Source organism: Lipingzhangella halophila, assembly GCF_014203805.1.
GTDB lineage: Bacteria > Actinomycetota > Actinomycetes > Streptosporangiales > Streptosporangiaceae > Lipingzhangella > Lipingzhangella halophila.
The window spans coordinates 1,043,274-1,064,779 of sequence record NZ_JACHJT010000001.1 but is presented as its reverse complement, the minus strand read 5'-3'; the positions used below and the strand labels follow the sequence as shown (position 1 = coordinate 1,064,779).

The 21,506-nt window shown below is 67.4% G+C and carries 18 protein-coding genes and 1 tRNA gene; 17 read left to right on the top strand and 2 right to left on the bottom strand.

Going from position 1 to position 21,506, the window contains the following annotated elements:
- Positions 1 to 173: 173 nt before the first annotated feature.
- A complete protein-coding gene (locus F4561_RS04820; protein WP_184575163.1) occupies positions 174 to 1,001 on the bottom strand; it encodes a TrmH family RNA methyltransferase in 828 nt (275 codons plus the stop codon).
- A 112-nt stretch (positions 1,002 to 1,113) separates the two neighbouring features.
- Positions 1,114 to 1,638 (bottom strand): hypothetical protein, encoded by a 525-nt coding sequence (locus tag F4561_RS04815; protein WP_184575161.1) that lies wholly within the window; start codon positions 1,636 to 1,638, stop codon positions 1,114 to 1,116.
- 356 nt (positions 1,639 to 1,994) lie between these two features.
- Here F4561_RS04815 and F4561_RS04810 point away from each other — a divergent pair, with 356 nt between their 5' ends.
- The 17 genes from F4561_RS04810 (at position 1,995) to F4561_RS04730 (ending at position 21,505) form a co-directional block, all read left to right on the top strand.
- Positions 1,995 to 3,710 carry a substrate-binding domain-containing protein gene (locus F4561_RS04810; protein WP_184575159.1) on the top strand — a complete coding sequence of 572 codons (1,716 nt, stop codon included), beginning with the start codon at positions 1,995 to 1,997 and terminating at the stop codon, positions 3,708 to 3,710.
- A gap of 230 nt (positions 3,711 to 3,940) precedes the next feature.
- Positions 3,941 to 5,710, top strand: a complete 1,770-nt coding sequence (locus tag F4561_RS04805; protein WP_312885145.1) for a substrate-binding domain-containing protein — start codon at positions 3,941 to 3,943, stop codon at positions 5,708 to 5,710.
- A gap of 211 nt (positions 5,711 to 5,921) precedes the next feature.
- Entirely contained in the window at positions 5,922 to 6,623 is a 702-nt protein-coding gene (locus F4561_RS04800) for a hypothetical protein (protein ID WP_184575156.1), read from the top strand.
- Positions 6,624 to 6,717: 94 nt separating this feature from the next.
- Complete coding sequence (locus F4561_RS33130; RefSeq protein ID WP_184575154.1) at positions 6,718 to 8,757, top strand: DUF2510 domain-containing protein; 2,040 nt, start codon at positions 6,718 to 6,720, stop codon at positions 8,755 to 8,757.
- Positions 8,758 to 8,892: 135 nt separating this feature from the next.
- Positions 8,893 to 9,543 (top strand): oligoribonuclease, encoded by a 651-nt coding sequence (gene orn / locus F4561_RS04790; protein WP_184575152.1) that lies wholly within the window; start codon positions 8,893 to 8,895, stop codon positions 9,541 to 9,543.
- 70 nt (positions 9,544 to 9,613) lie between these two features.
- Positions 9,614 to 9,689, top strand: a tRNA-His gene (locus F4561_RS04785).
- 562 nt (positions 9,690 to 10,251) lie between these two features.
- A complete protein-coding gene (locus tag F4561_RS04780) occupies positions 10,252 to 11,580 on the top strand; it encodes a hypothetical protein (RefSeq protein WP_184575150.1) in 1,329 nt (442 codons plus the stop codon).
- 125 nt (positions 11,581 to 11,705) lie between these two features.
- Complete coding sequence (cpaB, locus tag F4561_RS04775; RefSeq protein ID WP_184575148.1) at positions 11,706 to 12,467, top strand: Flp pilus assembly protein CpaB; 762 nt, start codon at positions 11,706 to 11,708, stop codon at positions 12,465 to 12,467.
- Positions 12,467 to 14,107 carry a CpaE/TadZ family protein gene (locus tag F4561_RS04770; protein WP_184575146.1) on the top strand — a complete coding sequence of 547 codons (1,641 nt, stop codon included), beginning with the start codon at positions 12,467 to 12,469 and terminating at the stop codon, positions 14,105 to 14,107. Before cpaB ends, F4561_RS04770 begins: the two co-directional genes overlap by 1 nt.
- Before the next feature lie 44 nt (positions 14,108 to 14,151).
- Entirely contained in the window at positions 14,152 to 14,592 is a 441-nt protein-coding gene (locus F4561_RS04765; protein WP_246437138.1) for a TadE/TadG family type IV pilus assembly protein, read from the top strand.
- Between the two features lie 32 nt (positions 14,593 to 14,624).
- A complete protein-coding gene (locus F4561_RS04760; protein ID WP_184575144.1) occupies positions 14,625 to 15,956 on the top strand; it encodes a TadA family conjugal transfer-associated ATPase in 1,332 nt (443 codons plus the stop codon).
- Positions 15,953 to 16,882, top strand: coding sequence for a type II secretion system F family protein (locus F4561_RS04755; RefSeq protein WP_184575142.1), 930 nt, complete (start codon positions 15,953 to 15,955; stop codon positions 16,880 to 16,882). Before F4561_RS04760 ends, F4561_RS04755 begins: the two co-directional genes overlap by 4 nt.
- Positions 16,883 to 16,904: 22 nt before the next feature.
- A complete protein-coding gene (locus F4561_RS04750) occupies positions 16,905 to 17,819 on the top strand; it encodes a type II secretion system F family protein (RefSeq protein ID WP_184575140.1) in 915 nt (304 codons plus the stop codon).
- On the top strand, positions 17,809 to 19,056 hold the full coding sequence (locus tag F4561_RS04745; RefSeq protein ID WP_184575138.1) for a sensor histidine kinase: 1,248 nt from the start codon (positions 17,809 to 17,811) through the stop codon (positions 19,054 to 19,056). The genes F4561_RS04750 and F4561_RS04745 overlap by 11 nt, the downstream gene beginning before the upstream one ends.
- Positions 19,057 to 19,151: 95 nt before the next feature.
- A complete protein-coding gene (locus tag F4561_RS04740; RefSeq protein ID WP_184575136.1) occupies positions 19,152 to 19,832 on the top strand; it encodes a response regulator in 681 nt (226 codons plus the stop codon).
- Positions 19,833 to 19,971: 139 nt separating this feature from the next.
- Positions 19,972 to 20,241 (top strand): hypothetical protein, encoded by a 270-nt coding sequence (locus F4561_RS04735; RefSeq protein WP_184575134.1) that lies wholly within the window; start codon positions 19,972 to 19,974, stop codon positions 20,239 to 20,241.
- Between the two features lie 115 nt (positions 20,242 to 20,356).
- Complete coding sequence (locus F4561_RS04730) at positions 20,357 to 21,505, top strand: VldE C-terminal domain-containing protein (RefSeq protein ID WP_184575132.1); 1,149 nt, start codon at positions 20,357 to 20,359, stop codon at positions 21,503 to 21,505.
- The last annotated feature ends 1 nt before the right edge of the window (position 21,506 follow it).

Here is a 21,506-nt window from a genome sequence, read left to right as displayed (position 1 = left end):
GCCCGGCTCGGGCGGATCGCGATCGTGCTCGAATCTACCTTTCCCCTGGCGAGGGCTTCGGCCGTGGGTGGCCGAAGGGGCGCCTTTCGGGGCAGCGGCGTCCGGCCGACGCCAGGACGCCGTCGAACAGGCTCCGGTCACGCGCCTGGCGTGGACGGCGGCGCGGCCCGCGTTCAACCGCGCGTGCCGCGGGCCAGTTCGTAACAGGCGATCGCGCTGGCCGCGGTGACGTTCAACGAGTCCACGTCGCGGCCGGCCATGGCGATGCGCACGCCGCGGTCCGCCTGCCCGAGCCAGCGTGTGGACAGCCCGTCGCCTTCGGACCCGAGCAGCAGCGCGACACGCCGCCCGGGGCCCCCGTCCGCCAGCGCCTCGTCCAACGGCACCGCGTCGGCGTCGGGGGTCAGAGCGAGCAGGGTGAACCCGCGCTCGCGCAGCAGGCCCAGCCCACAACGCCAGTCGTCCAGGCGGCTGTAGGGCTGGGTGAACACCGCACCCATGGACACCTTGATCGAGCGCCGGTACAGCGGGTCGGCGCAACGGGGCGCGAGGAGGATGCTGTCGATCCCGAGGCCGGCGGCGCTGCGGAAGATCGCGCCGACGTTGGTGTGGTCGACGATGTCCTCCAGCACGACCACCGAGCGTGCCGCGTCGAGGACGTCCTCGGGCGCGGGCAGGGGTGCCCGGTGGAACGCCGCAAGCACCCCTCGGTGCAGGTCGAAGCCGACCAGCAGCTTGGCGACGTCCTCACTGACGATGTAGACCGCAACGTCATCGGCCCCCGAGGCCACGACGTCGGCGAGGGCGTTGCGGCGCCGTTCGGTGAGCAGCAGCGAGCGCGGCAGGAACCCGGCCCGCAGCGCCCGCCGGATCACTTTCTCCCCTTCGGCCATGAACAGTCCGTGCTCGGCCTCCAGGCTCTTGCGCAGGTTGACGTCGCGCAGCCGGAGATAATCGGCGAGGCGATCGTCGCGGGGATCGTTGACCTCGACGACGTGCATGGTCATCACGCTATTCCGAACGCGCGGGGCGTGCTCCGCCGCGGGGCAGCGAACGGCGTCCTGGCTGGGTAGCGGGCCCCGAAGCCACCCGAAACGGCCCGCCGAACACAACCTAATCCATGGGGTCGGTGAGCGGGCTCAGCCGCTGCCACCGGGCCTCCTCGCAGGAGTTCTCGCGGGAGACGGTGGTCTCGACCTCCGCGCCCTCCCAGGTGCCGGAGATAACGGCTTCCTGCGGGCCATAGGTCTTGTCGGTGCACACCGCGTCGGCGTCGACCGCGGAGAAGGGGTTGCCCGCGCCGTCCTCCGCGGCCTGTTCGATGTTCGCGGCGATCTCCTCGCACGCGGCGGGGTCGAGGTCACTGGCGCCGGTGCACGTCAGGTTCTGGATGTAGGCACGGTCGCGGTCGCTGACATGAACCTGCAGCCGGCCCACGGGCGCCTCGGAACCGTCCTCCTCGCTGGCCCCACTCACCGCCTCAACTTCGGCCCCGGCAGCCGACGCGGTGTCCGGCCACGAGGCCAGGGAGGACCCCACGGTCAGTGCGTAGGCGGCAGCCCCAGCACAGCACAGTGCCGCGAGTGCCGCGGTACCGATCGAACCGCGGGGGTCACGGTTGAGTTTCAGCTTGGACATCAGCGCCACTCTAGGAAGTCGGACATATACCAAGGGGCGAGCCAGAGAACTACCCACCCCACCTGCCTATCCCGCGACCCCCCGTCGTACACCGTTCACCACCGCGGACCGGCCGGTACCGCCTGGTGGCGGCGTCCAGCCCGACCCGGGTGGAACCCGGCGCACACGCAACGCAGAAATACCGGCGTGAGCCGGTTCCGCATCCTAGCGTCCCTTTGGCAACCCTTGCACCATTGGACACGGCCGCGACCCCCTGTCTGTTCTGACGGCACATAGGGGCTTAGAGTTCTCATTACCTCGCCTACCAGTGAGTAATTTCACGTCCCGAGCATCCGCAACACTCAGCCGGAGATCATGTGTCCACCGGTCGACACCGCATCGGCCCCCGCCGCTCCCGGATCCGGCGGGCCCTCACGTCGCCCCTGGGGATCGCCGCGATTGTGGTCGCGCTCACGACCGTGCTCAGCCTCGCTGTGCCGGCCGCGCTTCGTTACGCCGGGTGCGCCGAGACGCGGTACCTGCGGGTGTCCGCGACCTTGAGCATGGCCCCCGTACTGCAGCGGGCCGCCGACGAGTTCAACGAGGCCGAACGCCGCTACTCCGGCGCGTGCGTATTCGCCCAGGCGGACGAGGACCCGCCGCACCGGATCATGACCCACCTCGCGGGGGGCACCACTGCCGAGTCAACGATCACCCCCGACGTGTGGGTGCCGGAATCCTCCGCGTGGGTCGAGCTCACCCGCGTCTCCGACACCGGGGCGCGCAACGTCGAGACCACGCCCCGGTCCCTGGCCAGCTCGCCGGTCGTGCTCGCCGCGCCCAATGGCGCCGAAGGGGTACCCGGCCCGGACGATGTGAGCTGGGAACACGTTCTTCCCGGAGAGCGCTCACCCGAGCGCCCGGTCGTCATGGTCGACCCCAACCGCGGCGCGGACGGGATGACCACGATGTACCAGGTGCGCCAGGAGCTCGGCAGCGGGGACGACGCCGACGCCGAGATCACCGACTTCGTGCGTGACGTGCAGCCCGAAACAGCTTTCGACGCGATCGACCTGACCGGCACCTACCCGAACCCAATGGGTGTCGACCCGCTAGCCGTCGTTCCCGAGCAGGCCGTGGTGCACTACAACAACACGGCACCCGAGACCCTGGTCGAGGCGCTGTACCCGAATGAGGGCACGGTGAGTCTGGACTACCCGTTCGTCCCCGTCGGGGACGACCCGGCCATGCGGGCCGCCGCCGACGACCTCTACGAGATCCTGCGGTCCGACAGCTTTCTGGCCCAGCTCCGCGAGCTCGGCTTCCGGGAGCCCGACGGCACCGCCAGCGAGGAGTTGGCCGGCCGCGAGGGCATCGTCGCCGCGCCGCCCGACACCCACGAGGATCTCACCGGCGACGCCCTGCTGGCGTCCGTGGAGGACTGGAACCGGCTGTCCATGCCCTCGCGGGCACTGGTCCTCGCCGACGTGTCGGAGAACATGGCCGACGACCTCAACGGCGGCCCCACACGCCTTGAGGTCTCCCGGCAGGCCGCTCAGCTCGGGCTGTCCCTGTTCCCGGATGAGACCGACATGGGCCTGTGGCTGCTCTCCGAGGAGTTCGGCGAGAACGGGCGCGACGAGGCCGAGGACCTCTCCCGTCTGGGCAGCCCCGTCGGAAGCGAGGGGCGGACACGGCGCGACGAGCTGCAACAGATCGCGGAGGGCATCGACGTCGAGGGCGGCGAGTCGCGGCTCTACGACAACGTCCTGGCCGCCTACGACGAGGCGGAGAACGCCTACCAGGACGACAAGATCAACAGCGTCATCCTGCTCACCGCGGGCCAGGACGCCGGATCGAGCGACATCTCGCACGACGAACTGGTCGCCGAACTGCAGGACCGGTTCGACCCCGAGCGGCCGGTGACCATGTTCATCATCGCCTTCGGCCCCCAGCCCGAACGCGACGAGCTCGCCGATATCGCCTCGGCCACGAGCGGCACCCTCCACGTCACCGACGACCCCGCCGAGATCGGCGACATCTTCCTCAGCTCGGTCTCGCGCCGGCTCTGCGTACCCAACTGCGACGAGTGACGGTCACCTGAACACCGCAGCAGTTAAGTCACAATCAGATAACTAAATCCGGGCCCCGAAAGGGTTTCGCACTACGTCACAACCGGCCCAGTTCGCCGCACTTGACAGGCCATTCACAGCGCACCAGGGCGGGTACGAGCGGATCCCGCCCCCTCCCCGCAACTACCGGCGAGTAAGGATTCTCAGTAACGTTCCGTCTTGTACCCCCGCAAACCACGTGAGGAAGACTTTTGGGACGCCACCGAGATGTAGCCGGAAAGGACGAGGGTGGGGACCGCGACCTGCCGCTGGCGGTCGGGCACAGCCGGCGCCGCCGGGGCCGGGCCGGCGCGTTCGCGGCACTCGCGGGCGCGTTCGCAATCGTTCTCGGCCTCGGCATCACCGGCTGGTACGTAATCGGCAACCAGACCCGATGCGGCGGCAACGAGGTCGTGCTGGAGGTCGCCGTCAGCCCGGAGCTCGTTCCGGCCGTCAGCTCGCTCGCCGAGGGGTTCGACGACGAAGAGCACGAGGTGGACGGCCGGTGCGTGTCCACCGATGTGCGCGGTGAGGATCCGGACAACGTGGCCTACGGCATCACCAACACCGGTCCGACCACTGGCGACACCGACTCCGACGTCTGGATCCCCGACTCCTCGCTGTGGGCCAACATCGTGCAGCGGGACGCCGGCGAAGCCGTGATCACCGACACCGGCACACCGGTCGCCCACTCCCCGCTGATCCTGGCCCAACCCGCGGACGCCGGGGAGGAAGACGAGGCCGAGTCCATCGAGAACCTCGTGCCGACGACCGCGACCGAGGCCGGGGAGGGCCGCGACGTGCGCGTCATCGACCCGCTGCGCAGCTCCTCGGGACTGGCCACACTCGCGCTGGTCTCCGGAGCTATCAACGACGAGGAGGAGGGCCAGCCCGAGCTGACCGCGGCACTGCAGGCGCTGCAGCGCGGCGCGATGCCCAACGAGCAGACCGCGTTCGACACGCTTGGCTCCAACGATGACCCACCACCGCTGATGGTGCTGTCCGAGCAGGCCGCGTGGCGCTACAACACCAAGCACGGGGGAGACTCCGCCCACGTGAGCTACCCGGAGGGCGGCAGCTACACCCTGGACTACCCCTACCTGGTACGCGGCGAGGACCCCGTGGTCTCGCGAGCCGCGGAACTGTTCCGCGGCTGGCTGACCAAGGAGGACTCCCGTGCGGTCATCCAGCAGAACGGTTTCCGCTCCCCCGACGGCGCCGCCAACAGCGACGTGCTCACCACCGAGGCCGGATTCCAGGAGGACCCCCCGGAGAACCTTCCGACACCCTCCGATGACTCCATCGCCCGCCTCACCAAAGCCTGGAACCAGATGAAGCTGGACACCCGGTTGCTCACCATCATCGACGTCTCCGGCTCCATGGCCTCTGCCGTTCCGGGGACCGACATGAACCGGATGGAAGTGACCACCCAGGCCTCCATCGAAGGGCTCACCCTCTTCCCCGAGACCGCCGAACTCGGGCAATGGGTGTTCTCCACCGACCTCGAAGGCGACGTCGACCACCGAGAGACCCTCCCCGTCCGAGAGCTCGGGGAGAGCACCGACGGGCAGAACCACCGCGAAGCGATGACCGCGGCGCTGGAGGAGATGGAGCCCGAGCCCGACGGCGACACCGGGCTCTACAACACCTACCTCGCGGCCTACCGGGAAATGCTGCAGTCCTATAAGCCCGACCGCAGAAACGCGATCCTGATGCTGACCGACGGCGAGGACGATGCCGAGGACGGGATCTCGTTGGACGAGCTGCTGTCGACGCTGGAAGAGGAGTCGTCCGACGACAAACCGATCCCGATCATCTCGATCGCGTTCGGGCCGTCGATCGACCCCGAACCGCTGGAGAAGATCGCCGAGGCCACGGGGGGTGCCTCCTACACCACCGAGGACCCCAGGGAGATCGGTGAGATCCACCTGAAGGCGTTCTCCCTGCGGCTGCAGGAGCCGGAGGAAGACGGCGAGAACTAGGACAGCCAGCGGGGCGGTGTGGCCGGATCCGGCCACACCGCCTGTTCGCAGGGTTCCGGCATCGATACCCACGGCAACAATGCGGCGGCGCAGATACATCACTCTTGCCCAGGGCGTGACGCCTCTGGACTTACCGGGCATGTTCACGTACTCAAAAGGGGTGCGGCAGTTGTGTGGTCGGTGAGAGGGGGCAGCTGTGGTTAAGGCGTGGATGCCGGGCGCTGAGAGAGTCGAGGGCACCCCTCTCGGGGCCGCTCCCCAGGGCGGCGCACCGCGGACCGTCTGGCTGACTACCGAGTCCGATCCCGGCCTGCTGTCCGCACGGGCCGCGGCCCTGCGACTCCAGGAGCAAGGCCGCACCGCCCATCTTGTCTGGAACCCGGTGACCGGCGAGACCGCGCAGCTTCTACCGACGACCTCCGCCGCGAACGGAGCACTCACCGACCGGGGCGTCGACCACGCCGCGGAAGGCCGGGTCTGCATTCTCATCCTGGTGATCGGCCGCACGCTGGCGCCCTTCACCGATGGCCCCCTCACAGGGTTGGCCGACATCCTGACGTGGCTGGACTCCTGGGAGGTCGCCCGCCAGTGGCCAGCGGGAGCGCCGGCGGCGCCCTCCGAGCGTGCGCTATGGAGCTCCTCCCGGGAGCGGATCTGGGCACGCGGCGGGCACTTCGGCCACTGCCAGGTTCCGGGCGCGCACTCGGATTCCCCCGGAGCGATCTCCCCGGAGCGGATCCTGGGCGCTCCCCACGCGGTGGCGGCCCCAACGCCGCCGCGCCCGCCGGAGCCCCGGCGCGGCGGCGGGCACCCCCAGCGCGATGTGTGCGAGCACGACATCATGGACCCGCCCGGGGGTGTGGGCTCTTCGGGACTCGACACGCGCCCGCGCGTCGGGGCGCTTCCGTCGTGACCGGACAGCGCGCGGTATCGGGTGAATCCACCAATCCGGTCTTGAAGGGGACCGTCGGTCCTGCGACGCCCGCAAACCCCTTAGTCTGTCCGCCATGGGTGGATCGATCGAGCCAGGCTGGTACGCAGACCCCAGCGGGGGGCAGGACCGGCTCCGGTACTGGAATGGCGAAGAGTGGACGCAGCACGTCAGGTCGCTGAGCGAGTTGCAGAACGCTGCGCGGGGACAGCACTCCGCCGCGCCAGCCGATGACGACACCGAGGCGACGGCGGATCTGAGTGGCTCCTTTTCCCACGCCGGAAGCGACGCCGAGCAGACGGCACCCGACGTTTCGGGGGCCGCCCCGATCGCCGACGAGCCGAGCACCATGCGGTTCGACCCCTCAACCCCCCACGCCGGCGCCGCCCCCATGGCCGACGAGCCGAGCACCATGCGGCTCGACCCCTCAACCCCACCGGCCACCCCCAACACCCCGGCCGACGCCGACGAATCCACCGCCGACCTCACCGGCTCAGACGCCACCATGCGCGTCGACCCCGGCAGCCACACCGCCGCGGCCCCACCACCCGCCGCCCCCATGGCCGACGAACCAAGCACCATGCGGCTCGACCCCTCAACCCCACCGGCCACCCCCAACACCCCGGCCGACGCCGACGAATCCACCGCCGACCTCACCGGCTCAGACGCCACCATGCGCGTCGACCCCGGCAGCCACACCGCCGCGGCCCCACCACCCGCCGCCCCCATGGCCGACGAACCAAGCACCATGCGGCTCGACCCCTCAACCCCACCGGCCACCCCCAACACCCCGGCCGACGCCGACGAATCCACCGCCGACCTCACGGAACGCGGCGGAGGTGGCGACGCCCCCCGGACCGCCGCGTTCAATCCCGACGACCCAATGTTCTCCTCCGCGATGGGCGCCGGGGGCACTTCCGATACGCAGGTGCCCGAGCAGGATGAGGAGAAGAAGGGGTCCCGGTTCAACCGGTTCTTCAGTGATCTGAAGGAGGGCATCTCCGAGATCAGCGAGGAACGCAGGCAGCGCCAGGAGGAGCAACGCAAGAAGGCCGAGGAGGCCAAGAAGCAGGCGGAGGAGGAAGCGCGCAAGCGCGCCGAGGAGGAAGCGCAGCAGCGCGCGGCCGAAGCCGCCAAGTACCCGCAGGGGACTGCGGCGGCCGAAGGCGCACCGGCGTCTGGTGTGCCCGAGTCGCCCGGCGATTCCGGAACCCCCGACCCCGCGGCACCGCACACCTCGCCCTCGGGTCCGCAGCAGCCCGACCACGGGCACTCTGCGCCAGGTTCTCCGGGTGATTCCGGCTATCCCGGACACCAGAGTCCTGTTCCGGGGCCGCATCAAGAGGCAGCCGGACCAGAGCACGGTCAGCCCGGCCAGCCCGGGTACGGCCAGCAGCAACCGCCCTACCCTCCCCAAGACCCGCAACGAGGATTCCAGCAGCCGTCTGGGCCGCAGCAATCGTCAGGCCAGCAGCAACCGCCCTACCCTCCCCAGGATCCGCAACGGGGGTTCCAGCAGCAGCACGGGCCGCCGCCCAATTTCCCGCCGCAGGGCCCCCAGCAGGGGCCGCCACCGGGACCGCCGTCTCCCCCACCGCAGCAGCCGCCCCCTAGGCAGGGCCGTGGGGGCCCACCCAGCCAGCAGATGGCTCCGGGATATCCTCCCGGACCGCCAGGGCCGGGAGGTCCGGTCGGTCCAGGTGGGCCGGGCCACCCCGGTGGTCCGGGTGGTCCTGGAGGGCCCGGCGGTTATGGCGGCCCTGGCGGTCCTCCGCCGCAGGGCTATCCACCGCAGGGGCCGCCACCGCCGCACATGGCCGCCGGCGGGCAGCAGCCCCCTCCGGGGCAGTACGGCCAGCAGGGCCAGCCTCCCATGGGAGGACAGCAGGGCTGGGGCGGCGCACAGGGCCGGGGCCAGTCGCCCTATCCCCCGCCGCAGCAGCGTCCACCGCAGCCCCAGAAGCCCAAGAAGAAGGGCGGATGCGGCGGTTGCATGGGTTGCTTCCTGTGGTTCCTGCTGTTCCTGGTGGTGCTCGGGGTGCTCGGGTACGTCCAGCTCTGGGATATCTGGGACTGGATGGCCGACATCTTCGACGTCCACGGGATCCACTTCTAGCGCGCACAGCCCCGCGCCCCGCGCCGGCGCCCGGACCTCCGGGTGGGCGGCGCGGGCCGGCCTCTGCGGCGCGGACGGCACGATTCTCGCTCCTTGTGGTGGGGAAGCCGCCCGAGAAGTCCTAAGCTGGCCGGTATGAATGATTGCCTGGTGTGGATTGACTGTGAGATGACGGGGCTCGACCTCGAACGCGACGCGCTGATCGAGGTGGCCTGTCTCATCACAGACGGCGAGCTGAACCAGCTCGACGAGGGCATCGACCTGGTCATCAAGCCACCCCAGGCGGCGGTAGACCAGATGGGCGAGTACGTCACGCAGATGCACACCTCGTCCGGCCTGCTCGCGGCCCTGGACAGTGGGGTCACCCTGCAGGAGGCTGAGGATCTCGTCCTCGAACACGTGAAAAAGTACGCGCCCGAACCGAACAAGGTGCCCCTGTGCGGCAACTCCATCGCGACCGACCGGATGTTCCTCGCTCGTGACATGCCGCGCATCGACAAGCACCTGCACTACCGCATGGTGGACGTGTCCAGCATCAAGGAGCTGCTGCGCCGCTGGTACCCGCGCGTTTACTACGCGAGCCCGGAGAAGAGCGGGGGCCACCGCGCTCTGGCCGACATCACCGAAAGCATCCGCGAGCTGCGCTACTACCGTGCCGCCGCGTTCGTCGCGGCCCCCGGGCCGGACAGCGCGACCGCACGCGCCATCGCGGCCGACATCGTCTCGGGCGGCTCGGGCGACCTCGGCTCACCAGAGCAGACCGAGCCCCGGCAGAGCGAAAAGTGAGTGAAGCACTCTCCCGAGTCCGCTAGAATCATGGGGGGAAGCAGGGGGAACTACAGCCCCTGCCGCCATGGTGGGTGTAGCTCAGTTGGCAGAGCACTTGGTTGTGGTCCAAGAAGTCGGGGGTTCAAGTCCCCTCACTCACCCCAGCCAAGAGGCGCACCGGCAGTCGCCGGTGCGCCTCTTCGTGTCTCGGGTACGTGTCCCGCCACATCGGTGGGATCGGGATCCGCCGAGACACATTCTCCGCGGGCGACAGCGGATGTTCACACGCCATCCACAGCGCCTTCATTGAATGTCGAACTAGTTCCATCGCTGGGCTATAACAATGTCGGGCAGTTGTTCCGCGAGAATCCAGGGGAAGCTATCTTGAAGACTTACCCGCGATAGATACCGATGTCACCCTACAGATACACGAAAGTAACGAAAAAGACTCTTCCAACACGTTACCCGCATGACCACATTCGGCCAATAACTTCACATTTGACATAAGTTCTGTTTCTCTGTGCCGAAACTTGCGCCCCCCATGCCTGCGACGCCGCTTAACCCGCCGCATGTCGCACAGCGCGCGGCCCCCCTCGTCCACGCTGCACGCCGCGCCGCCAGCCTCATCCGCAGTCGCTACGATATGGCTGCAGGGATGGCATACTCTCCAATTCGGAGAGTGGTCGCCACCGAACAGAGCACCGATCCCCCCAGGGAGCACGCACTGTGTCCACCTCCCCTCCCCGGCCGGTAAGCGTCGTCGCACTTCTCGCCGACGTCCCGAGCACCGGGCTCCTCGGTGAGCATCAAGCGCACCGCTTTCCCTTGAGGGGAGGAGAGCTCGGAGAACGGTCGGCCGAGTTCGTCGATTTCGCGCGGCACCACATAAGCCAGGGCCACAGAGTGATCGCCCTCTATCCCAAATGGCACGCCGAGCGCGCCCAGCGCGCGGTCGCGTTCGCCCGCGGTTCGCTGCAGTCCGACCAGATCGGCCAGGTCAGCCTGGACATTTCGCCCCTGGCGCTGTCTCTCATCGCCGACCAAGTGGCCTATCTCGCACCGTATGTGCCGCCGGGGGTCGCCGCGGCGCTGGCCACCGAGCTGACCGGGAACGTCCTCGCCGGTGCCTGGCTCAAGCGCGTCAACAACCTCTCCACCATCCCGATCACGTTCAAGCAGCACGTCGGATCCTACGTGCCAAAGACCACCTTCCTCGCCTTCTCAGCGCCAGTGAACCGGGTCGGCCGCGTCAAGAAGCGCAACCCCGCGCGCAACATCGTCGGGCGTCCGATGGAACCCGTACAGATCCTTGTCGCCCGCCCCGAAGGGGCCGGCATCGACGAGTTCAACAACCAGTTCACACCCGCGCTGCGGCCGGTCTCGCTCAACGCCCTGCCTGAACAGCCCCTAGGGGCCACCTACTGGGGGATGCGCAAGTACGTCGAGTTCGTGGCGTTCAGCGGACACCCTGAGGCACTGTCGAACACGGTGCGCACCGTGCGCCCCACTCCGTGCGCCTGGTGCCGGGAGCTCGGGACCGCCATCATCTGCCCTTTCTGCGGGGCCGCCCGGCAACTGCAGGCCGGGCGGCCTCCGGCACGAAAGGCCGATGTCCCGCCGCCTCCGGCCAGGACGACCGGCGAGCACATCCGCCCCGCATGGGTGGAGCAGCCCAAGTCCGAGGCCGCGCCGTTCCCCTTGCATCCCGGCCCTGCCCTTCCCCAACGGCGCCGGCCTTCCGGTCAGCAGCAACCTCGCCAGCCTGGCGGCGAGCAACACCAGCATCCGGCTGGCGACCAGCAAGCCGAACAGACCGAACAGAAGTCGAAGGCCGCGCCGTTCCCCTTGCACCCCGGACCCGCGTTGCCGCCGAAACGGCGTCAGGCGCAATCCGGGCCCCAGCAGCCCCCGAGCGGCCCGCACCCCTCAATGGCCGTATCCGGGCCCAACGGGCAACCCTCCGGACCGCCATCTGGCACGGAGCCGTCCAGCGAGCAAGCGGAAACCGCGCGCTCCCCGCACCAACAGCCGCCCCCCGGGGCGGCTCCGGACTAGAGGAGGAGCAGAGTGCGACCGGCTTCGGCCGCGCGGGAACGAGACGCACTACATCCCCATCTAAACGGGTAGACCGAGTCTGCTCCTCGACCCCCCTGTACGACCCCGCTTAGAAACGGAAGCGTATGAACCCCCGACAGCGACGTGGCGTCCTGCTGATGATCGTCGCCGGGATTGGCGCCATCGCGGTCTTCTTCACCATCGTCTCCTACGTGGGCTCACTCAACCGCGAGTTGGGCGAGTACCGTACGGCCCTGAGGTTGACCGAGGACGTCACTCCCTACCAGCCAGTCACCGAAGACATGGTCGAGGAGTACCAGGTCCCCGCGAAGTTCTTCGACGAGGAGACCTTCGTCAGCAGCCTCGACGAGGTCCTCGACCAGCCCGACCGCCAGGCGGTGTCCTCCACCTACCTCGCCAAGGGTTCCGTGTTGCAGGCCAGCATGGTGATTCCAGCACCCGAGCTGGAGGCGGGAGAACGCGAGATCGCCATCATGGTCGACGCGGAGACCGGCGTCGCGGGCAAGGTCAGCCGGCAGTCCCGGGTCGACATCTACGGGACGTTCGCGGCGGGTACCGAGGACGCGGAGAGCTGCGCCACGCGCATCCTCACCGACGTCGAAGTACTCGAGGTCGGGCAGGTCGGGTCAGAGACCGACGAGAGCGGAACCCAGTCCGCGGTGGTGCCGGTGACGTTCCGCCTCAATCCGCAGGACACCCTGCAGCTCACCTACGCCGAAGCGTTCTCCAGCTCGCTGCGCCTGGGGCTGGTCAGCCCGCAAGGCTCCGGCGACCCGGGCGGCCTGCAGTTCTGCAGTAGCGACCAGACGGAGCTGGAAGCCCAGGACGACGAGGAAGACGACGAGGAACAGGCTCAGGACAACTGATGAGCTACAAAATCATGGTCGGTGTACCAACGTCCGACCTCGAAACCTCGCTCACCACGCGTTTCGACGAGCTGAGCGCGTCCGAAGTGGTCAGCGTCCACTACTCCTCAAGGGATGTCACCGAGACCCTGCGCCACCTGCCGACCGTCCACGTGCTCCTCGTACACGAGAACCTCGGGCCGCTGCCGGTCGTGGAGCTGATCCGGGACACCTCCCGCAACCATCCGCAACTCGCGGTGATCCTCCTCGTGGACGAGGTCGACCCGGACACCTTCACCCGGGCCATGGAGGCCGGGGCCCGCGGCGTGCTGGCCACCAACGCCACGATCGAGGAGCTCGACGCCCGCGTCACCAACGCCGCGGAGTGGTCGCAGACCCTGCGCCGCCACTTCGAAGCCGCCTCACTGGACGTCCCCATGTCGGGCCAACGGGGTTCGATCATCACGTTCAGCGGCGGCAAGGGCGGGATCGGCACCACGACCGTCGCCATCCAGATGGCGCTCACGGCGGCGCAGGTGGGGCGGTCGGTCTGCCTGGTTGACCTGGACCTGCAGATGGGCGACATCCCCGGCTACCTCGACCTCAAGCAGCGACGCAGCATCGTCGACCTGGTCGAGGCGGCCGACAACATCAGTGCCGCCATGCTCTCGGAGACCCTCTACGTGCACCCGCTCGGGGTGCACGTCCTCCTCGCGCCCCGGGACGGGGAGAGAGGAGAGGAGGTCACGGAGAGCGCCGCGCGGCAGATACTGGGAGCGCTGAGCTCCCGGTACGAGCTGCTCATCGTGGACTGCGGTGCGCACATGACCGAAGCCACCGCCATCGCGGTCGAGCTGTCCCAGACCACGGTCGTGACCCTCACGCCTGACTTGCCCGCACTACGCGGCGCGCAGCGGCTCATCTCGATGTGGGACCGGCTCCAGGTACGGAGCAAGAACGACGTCACGTCCATGCTGCTCCGGCACAACCGGAAGAACGAGATCCAGCCGGACTTCGCGGGCAAGCTCGTCGGCACGAAGATGCTGGGAACGCCGGTGCCCGCGATGTACCGGGCCTTGGAGGAAGCGTCCAACACGGGCGACCCCACGCGGATCACCGATGAGGCGCTACGCAAAGCGTTCAGCCGCATCGCGCAGGAGCTGGGGATCCTGCCTGCGGCGGGCGCTCCTTCGGCGAGGGACCCCGCGATCCTCGGGGAACCCGGGGAGACCGACACTTCTGCGCAGCCTCGCGGTGGCGGGGGGATCCGGAAGAGGACCAAGGAAAAGAAGGCCAAGAAGAAGGCCGCCGATCGCGGCGCGCAGTTCGTCGAGTTCGGCGCCGTGGTTCCCTTGCTGGGCCTGGCGTTCCTCCTGGTCTGGCAGACCGTGCTGTTCGGTCTGACCAGTATGTACGCCGGACACGCCGCCAACGAGGGCGCTCGGCAGGCCGCTGTGACACCGGACGATCGCGGGAAGATCGTCGGCGAGGCCGCCAAACGGATCCGAGAGCCGTGGAACTCCAGCGGAACGTTCCAGCTCGAGATCGAGGACCGAAACGACGGTTCCTACGTCCGGACAACCCTGGCGATGCCAGCCGTGTTACCCAGCGTCGCATCGCCATGGCATGTGTCAGGGGAGTCGAGGATCGTTTACGAGTGACGGTCACCCCAGCAATGTTGGGCGATTCTTATAAGCGAGGACCCATGACCGAGTTCCAGTCACCCAAGAGACGCCCCCGAGGCACAACCTTGGAGCGCCTCCGCCCGGTCCACCGCGGCATCAGCCGTAACTGGAAACGCGACCGCGGTTCGCAGTTCGTCGAGTTCGGCGTGTACCTTCCACTGCTGATACTCGTGTTCGCCTTGGCCATGGAGACCTTCGCTACTTTCCTCGCGTTGGAACGAATGGAGAACGCGGCCCGGACCGGAGCACGGGTGGCCGCGGACGAGGGAACCGCGATGGGCCAGCAAGCCGCTCGTGAGTCCCTGCCCTCATGGCTTGGTGACGCGACGGTCACCGTGGGAACGAACTCCAGGAACGGCCTCTACACCGAGGTCCAGGCGGAACTCCCATTCATCTTCTCCGTCGAGTCGACGAACCTGAACCTCCCCCTGAGCCAACGGGTAGACATGCCGAACCTCTGACCCTCCCCGATGCGTGCCCGGAGTGATCCTTAATGGGCCTTAGAAGCCGCCTGGACGAAGAACACCTGATTGCTCAGACCTCCGACCAGGGAAGTGTCGCGCACTGGCGCCAGCGGTTGCTCGACGAGATCAACCTGGACGACCTCGCCGCATTGAGCCTGCAACAGCGCAGGATCCGGTTGGAGAAGGTAGTCGGCCACATCCTCTCGCGTGAGGGCCCCGTGCTCTCCGACCGGGAACGAAGCGGGCTGATTCGCCGCGTAGTCGACGAGGCGCTCGGTCTTGGCGTGCTTGAGCCGCTGCTCGCTGACGACAGCGTCACCGAGATCATGGTGAATGGTCCCGAGCACATTTACGTCGAGCGCCGCGGCCAGGTGGAGCGCCTCGAAACCAGCTTCGCCAGCGAGAACCAGTTGATGCAGACCATCGACCGGATCGTCTCCCAGGTGAACCGGCGCGTGGACGAGTCCAGCCCGATGGTCGACGCCCGGCTACCCACGGGCGAGCGGGTGAACGTCATCATCCCACCGCTCTCGCTGACCGGCCCCATCATCACGATCCGCCGGTTTCCCGAACCGTTCACGATCACCGAGCTCGCCGCGAAAGGGAGTCTTGACGAGCACACCGGTATGCTGCTCGCCGCTCTGGTCCGTGCCCGGTTCAACGTGATCATCTCGGGCGGCACCGGTAGCGGGAAGACGACGTTCCTCAACGCACTCTCGGCGTTCGTACCGAACGGCGAGCGCATCGTCACCATCGAGGACTCCGCTGAACTGCAACTGCAGCAGGAACATGTGATCCGGCTGGAGTCCCGCCCGCCCAACATGGAGGGTTCCGGCCAGGTCACCATTCGCGATCTGGTGCGCAACTCCCTGCGGATGCGTCCCGACCGGATCATCGTCGGTGAGGTCCGCGGCGCCGAGACACTCGACATGCTGCAGGCGATGAACACCGGCCACGACGGTTCGCTGGCCACCGTGCACGCCAACTCCTCCGACGACGCCGTGTACCGCCTCCTCACCCTGGCCTCGATGAGTGAGGTGAAGATCCCGTTCGAGGCGATCAAAGACCAGATCAACGCGGCGATCCACGTCATCGTCCACCTGTCCCGCTTCGCGGACGGTTCCCGCCGGGTGAGCGAGGTCGGCGTGGTGACCTCAACCCGCCGCGAGGAGTTCCGGCTGGACCCGGTGCTGCGCTTCGAGGCACATCCCATGGACTCCCGCGGCAAGGTCCCGGGTACGTCGCACCGCTACCCACTACCCCCCCACATCGCCGATCGCATCATCACAGCCGGCGAGAGCATTCCAGCGGTGTTCTCCTCTGGTGCGTCGGCGGACGACCAACTGGGAGCCATGCTGTGAGTCTCGACATCATTGCCCTGCTACTCACCGTCCTGTCGTTGGGCATCGCGCTACTTGGGCTTCGGGAGTACGCAGAAGGAGCGTTCCAACGCCGCCGACTCGCCTCGCGAAGCGCTCTTGAGGACGTCGAACGGCGTGGAAACAGACCCCTGGCGCAGCTCGACACGCTGGTACGACGTACGGATCTCGGCAAGAAGCTCGAAGGCCGGCTGGAAACCTCCGGCGTGCGGATCAGGCCATCCGTGTTCGTCGTGCTGATGGCTGTTGCCGCCGTCGTGGCGATCGTCTTCGTCTGGTACGCACTCGCCCCGGTTCTGAGTGTCGCCGCGGCGGCAGGGGTGGTCGCCGCGTTCCTCGCCTATCTCAACCGGCAGGAAGAGCGCCGCAAGGAAGCGTTCACCGCGCAGCTTCCGGAACTCGCCCGGGTCCTCTCCAACGCCACTCAGGCGGGCCTGGCGCTGCCCACCGCGGTCGACATGGCCGCCGACGAGCTCGACGACCCCGCGGGCGCCGAGCTCCGCACCGCCGCGCGTTCCATGCATCTGGGTCAGTCCTTCGAGAGCGCGGTCAGCGACCTCCGGGAACGGATGCCTTCACGCGAGATCGGGGTGCTCATCAGCACGCTGCTGGTCTCCTCCCGCTCCGGTGGCGCCCTCGTGACCGCCCTGCGCAGTATCTCCCAGACCCTGGAGAGCCGGAAGGAAACCAGGCGCGAGATGCTGACGATCCTGGGAGAGACCACCGCCACATCGTGGGCGCTCCTGGTCATGGGCGTCGGCTCACTCTTCATGCTCAACTTCATGCAACCGGGGACCGTACGGACGATGACGGAAAGCGGCTGGGGGATCCTCGTTCTCGGGATCGGCCTGGCTCTCTTCGTTATCGGATTCTTCGCGGTGCGCCGCATGTCCAAGATCGAATTCTGACTCAGCCCCCGGAGCTCCACTGATGTCCCTGTCCTTCCCCATCCTCCTTCTTCTCGCCCTCGCCGGGGCAATGTGTGTGGGCCTGCTCGCATGGGGGTTCCTCCTCATGCGTTCCGAGACCAATGTCGCCGTGGACATGACGGACTCCCCGAAGGCCATCACGAAGGACGACGACGAGACCTTCATTCTCCACCGGATCACCGAGGGCATCGGGCGGCCGTTCCTTCCGACTGTCCAGGCGTATGTCGACGAGCAACGGGTCCAGAACATCCAGCGCAGGATCAACCTCGCGGGCCAGCCGGACAACCTCACTGTCGAGCGCTACCTGAGCCGCAAGGCTGGCGAGGTCCTGCTTTACGGCATTCTGGCCCTGTTCTGCCTGTTCAGCGACCAGATTATGTTCGCCCTGCTCGCGCTTGGGTTCATCGCGTTGACGGACATCTCCCTCCACACGGAGGCGAACAAGCGGCAGGACGAGATCCAGCGCCAGCTTCCCGATTTCCTCGACGTACTGGCGGTCACTGTCGGGTCGGGCCTGTCGTTCCGGCAAGCCCTCTCCCGAGTGGCCGACTCCATGCCGGGCGTACTCGCCAGTGAGTTCCGTATCGCGCTGCGCCAAATGGACCTGGGGACCAGCCGCCGTGAGGCCTTCCAGGCACTGCGGTCCCGGAACAACAACGAGTCCCTGGGGCGTTTCGTCACAGCGTTGCAGCAGGCCGAGGAACTCGGGTCTCCTCTCGCCGACACGCTGATGACGATCGGCCAGGATATGCGCCGCGAGGACGCCCAGTACCTCCGCCGTAAGGCGCAGAAGCTCAACCCCAAGATCACCGGTATTACCGCGGCCACCATGCTTCCCGGTCTCCTTCTGCTGGTCGGCGGCGGTCTACTCCTCGGCGGGACCATTGACTTGGGCGGGGTTTTCAGTGGCGAGTAGACCGGTCGAGTCCGACACGGGCACAGCCACGCTGCCCCGCCTCACGGCACTGGCGCGGCTGTTGCTTCAGCTACGCCTGGCACTGGCCGCGCTCGCGCTGTTGCTCATTCCCGCGGAACGGCTGACACCCGCCACCATCTCGGCCATCCTCGCCTTCACGTTGCTCTCGGGAATGGTCGCGTTCTACTGGGAGCGGTTCGTCCCCTACCTTCTCGTTCACCCGTTGCTGGTAGCTCTCGACGTCGTTGTGGCCAGCGGCATCCTGGCGATCGACGGCCCCTCCGGCGCGCTTTTCCTGACAACCGTGCTTACCGGCACGATCTCCGGAGTGTTGTTCGGCGGTTGGGGGGTGGCCGCCGTCGCCACGCTCCAGATTTTCTGCTACTTCGCGGCCATTCTCACCTACATGACGACGAACACCACACCTCCCGTCGAGATCACGAACTTCCAGGTCCTGGTAGTTCACCCGCTCCTTTACCCCATCGCGGGCTACGTCGGGCGGCGGGTTCGCTCCATCCTCACCGAGCTCGCGGCCGAACAGCAGATTCGGCAGCAGGCCGAACGCGCGGCCGCCGCCGCGGAGGAACGGAACCGGCTCGCCCGCGACATACACGACTCGGTCGCGAAAACGCTCCGAGGAGCGTCCATGGCTGCCCAGTCCCTACCGGTGTGGGTGTCCAAGGACCCGGAACGCGCGGCGGCGACCGCGATCCAGGTCGCCGCCGCCGCCGAGACCGCGGCCGCCGAGGCGCGGGCGCTGCTGACCGACCTGCGCGACGGCGCGTCCGCCAAGCGGTTCGGCGATGTGGTGTCCGAGATCGTTTCCGACTGGAGCGAGGAGACCGGCATCGACGTCCATGTCGACACGCCGCGTGCTGAGGTCAGTCTGCTCGTGACACCACGCCACGAGGCTCTTGCGATTCTCAAAGAGGCTTTGGCCAACGTCGAACGCCACTCCGCGGCCGGCTCGGTGTGGGTAACGGTCGAATCCGGGACCGACCACTGCACCGTGACCGTACGCGACGACGGTGTTGGTTTCAGTGCGCCGCCGGACACCGTGTTCGAAGCCGAGCGGAACGGCAGCGGCCACTTCGGCCTGCTCGGCATGGCGGAACGCGCCGAGCGTGCGGGCGGCAGCCTCGACGTCGACTCCACATCGGGGCAAGGAACCCTGCTTCGGCTCACGGTCCCCATGGCCGCTCCAATCTCGCCGGCCGGACAGGAGGCCGTCTCATGAGTCTCATCGACCGGCCCGTCCCTGCTCCCGCCGTCGTAGCAGCACCCCCAACTCGGGACGCACCCGTCCCGCGTCCCACCACAGGAGGTCACCCCATGTCGTCCGCATCTCCGATCACGGTGCTTGCCGTGGACGACAACGTGGTTGTCCGTGCCGGCCTCGTCTCTCTCCTGGAGGTCTCCGATGACCTCAAGGTCGTGGCAGAGGCCGGCGACGGCCTGCAAGCGCTGGACGAGACGCGCAAGCACCGTCCCGACGTCGTACTGCTCGATGTACGGATGCCGGTTCAGGACGGCATCAGCACCGTCGCGGAGCTCGCCAAGCTCACCAAGGTCATCATGCTCACGCACACCGAGGATGCGGAGGTCATCCGGACAGCTTTACAACGAGGCGCGTCCGGCTATCTGGTGCACGGCCACTTCTCGGCGGAGGAGCTCGGTCGCGCCCTGCACGACGTCATGCACGGGACCGGGGCGCCCCTCTCTCCGGTGGCCGCCTCGGTCACGCTCCAGGACATGCGCTCCTCCCCAGACCCGGGGGACACCAGGACCGATCGGCGCGAGCTCGACCTGACCGACCGCGAGGAGGAGATCATGGCCGTTGTCGCACGCGGGCTCGGCAACAGGGCGGTAGCGGCCGAACTCTTTCTCACCGAAAAGACGGTGAAGAACCATATCAACCGCATCTTCCGAAAGTTGGGGGTCAGTAGCCGGGCAGCCGCGATCGCGCGGTGGAACGGTGTGGACATCGCTGACATACCTGATGAGGGCCGGTGAAAGGCTACGGCATCATCTCGCCGGGCCCAGGCCCGGAGCGGTGAAAATTGGGCCCCTGGGCCCTAGGCGCCCAAGACCGCCACTCAATAGATTAGTTCGCGTCGCAAGGAAATACAGTAGAGCCCTCCAGGAGGAGAACATGTTCACCCCCCTCGCCTCCCTGCGTGAGAAGGTCGCCGGAGCTATCGCCAAGCGTCGCTCCCTCAGCACCCGCGCCAAGGACCTTGGTGCGAGTTTCGTCGAGTACGGCGCCCTCATTCTCCTGATCGCGGCGATCGCTGGCCTGGTCATCACCCAGACGGGCGGCATTCCCAAGGCGGTCAAGAACATTATTGAGGACGCTATCACCGAGGTCTCGAACGCGGGCGATGAGGAAGCCCCTGAGCCCTCGGCAAGCCCCACCGCTTAATAGTGTCCGCCCAGAAACGAGACGTTAGGAATAGAGGGTTGCGTTCGGGGAGGTACAGCGTAGAGTTACACACTGCGCTTCTCCCCTTCCCCCCACAAACCACGAATGTTTCACTATGAAACTGAGACTGACGTCGCGTCAAGCCGACGAGCAGGGACAAGCGAGCTTGTTCCTGCTCGTCGGCTTGACGCTTTCCTTGCTTTCCCTAACACTTCTCTTCATCCGACTGGGCGACGTGAACGAGATGCGCACGACCGCGCAGTCGGCCGCCGACTCCGCGGCGCTTGCCGCTGTCGGTGATATCCAGCACCGCACCGCGCAGACCATCGCCGGGGGAAGCCTTCCCTGGGGGGTCGGCTGGCAGCAGTCAAGCGGCAAGCCAGCCGCCGAAAACTATGCCGAGGACAACAACGCGACGCTCACCGACATCCGCGCCAGCGACAACCAGCAGGGGCAGGTCGGCAATATCGTCCGCGTCGAGGTCGAGGGCACCGGCTGCCAACGGGAGCTGAAGGACGACAGCAGTGTGCATTGGAACAACCGGGAATGTCCGGACAAGGAAGAGCTGGAGGAAGCCAAGGAGAACGGCGAGGAGATCCCGGTAGCGACCGGCAACGCCGCTGCCATCGCTGAAGTGCGAATACCCGATTGTGAGCAGCGGCAGATCTTCGACGTCTTCGACGTCGTCATTGGCAGCTACATCGCCTGCCGCCCCGAGGGAAGCGGCCAGCCGCACACCCGGGTCTGGACGTACGGCCAAGCCAAGGACATGACCGAGGTCCGCCTCGTCGACCGCGAGGGCCAGTGGAAGTACTCCGAGCTGAGCGCGGGCCCGGGAAGCGGCCGGTACCCGTGCGAAGCTGTGGGCGACCAGAACATCACAAAGAAGATGTGCGCGACCCACGAGGCGATCATGGACGAGTGGGGGGCCGTCTTCGAGACCTATGGTGTCGGCTGCTACCGCGCGGGGACTAAAGGCGAGCACCCCAAGGGCCGTGCCTGCGACTACATGGTCTCCGACCCCAACTCGGGAAACCCCCTACCGGACGCGAAGCACCAGAGGGGCGCCGACGCCGCCGCCCAGTGGATGATCGATAACCACAAGGAACTTGACATTTACTACATCATATGGGAGCAACACATCTGGAACCCCCATAATGGAGAAAAGGTAGGCGAGTGGGATGAAGTCAAACGGCCCATGGAAGACCGGGGGGGAAGTACCGTGAACCACTACGACCATATCCACGTCTCCGTCCTCCCCTGAC

Coding starts and splice junctions, on each gene's coding strand:
- F4561_RS04820 (WP_184575163.1), bottom strand. CDS start 1,001: ATGCACGTCGTCGAGGTCAACGATCCCCGCGACGATCGCCTCGCCGAT.
- F4561_RS04815 (WP_184575161.1), bottom strand. CDS start 1,638: ATGTCCAAGCTGAAACTCAACCGTGACCCCCGCGGTTCGATCGGTACC.
- F4561_RS04800 (WP_184575156.1), top strand. CDS start 5,922: ATGCCGGGCGCTGAGAGAGTCGAGGGCACCCCTCTCGGGGCCGCTCCC.
- F4561_RS33130 (WP_184575154.1), top strand. CDS start 6,718: ATGGGTGGATCGATCGAGCCAGGCTGGTACGCAGACCCCAGCGGGGGG.
- orn (WP_184575152.1), top strand. CDS start 8,893: ATGAATGATTGCCTGGTGTGGATTGACTGTGAGATGACGGGGCTCGAC.
- cpaB (WP_184575148.1), top strand. CDS start 11,706: ATGAACCCCCGACAGCGACGTGGCGTCCTGCTGATGATCGTCGCCGGG.
- F4561_RS04770 (WP_184575146.1), top strand. CDS start 12,467: ATGAGCTACAAAATCATGGTCGGTGTACCAACGTCCGACCTCGAAACC.
- F4561_RS04765 (WP_246437138.1), top strand. CDS start 14,152: ATGACCGAGTTCCAGTCACCCAAGAGACGCCCCCGAGGCACAACCTTG.
- F4561_RS04760 (WP_184575144.1), top strand. CDS start 14,625: ATGGGCCTTAGAAGCCGCCTGGACGAAGAACACCTGATTGCTCAGACC.
- F4561_RS04750 (WP_184575140.1), top strand. CDS start 16,905: ATGTCCCTGTCCTTCCCCATCCTCCTTCTTCTCGCCCTCGCCGGGGCA.
- F4561_RS04740 (WP_184575136.1), top strand. CDS start 19,152: ATGTCGTCCGCATCTCCGATCACGGTGCTTGCCGTGGACGACAACGTG.
- F4561_RS04735 (WP_184575134.1), top strand. CDS start 19,972: ATGTTCACCCCCCTCGCCTCCCTGCGTGAGAAGGTCGCCGGAGCTATC.
- F4561_RS04730 (WP_184575132.1), top strand. CDS start 20,357: ATGAAACTGAGACTGACGTCGCGTCAAGCCGACGAGCAGGGACAAGCG.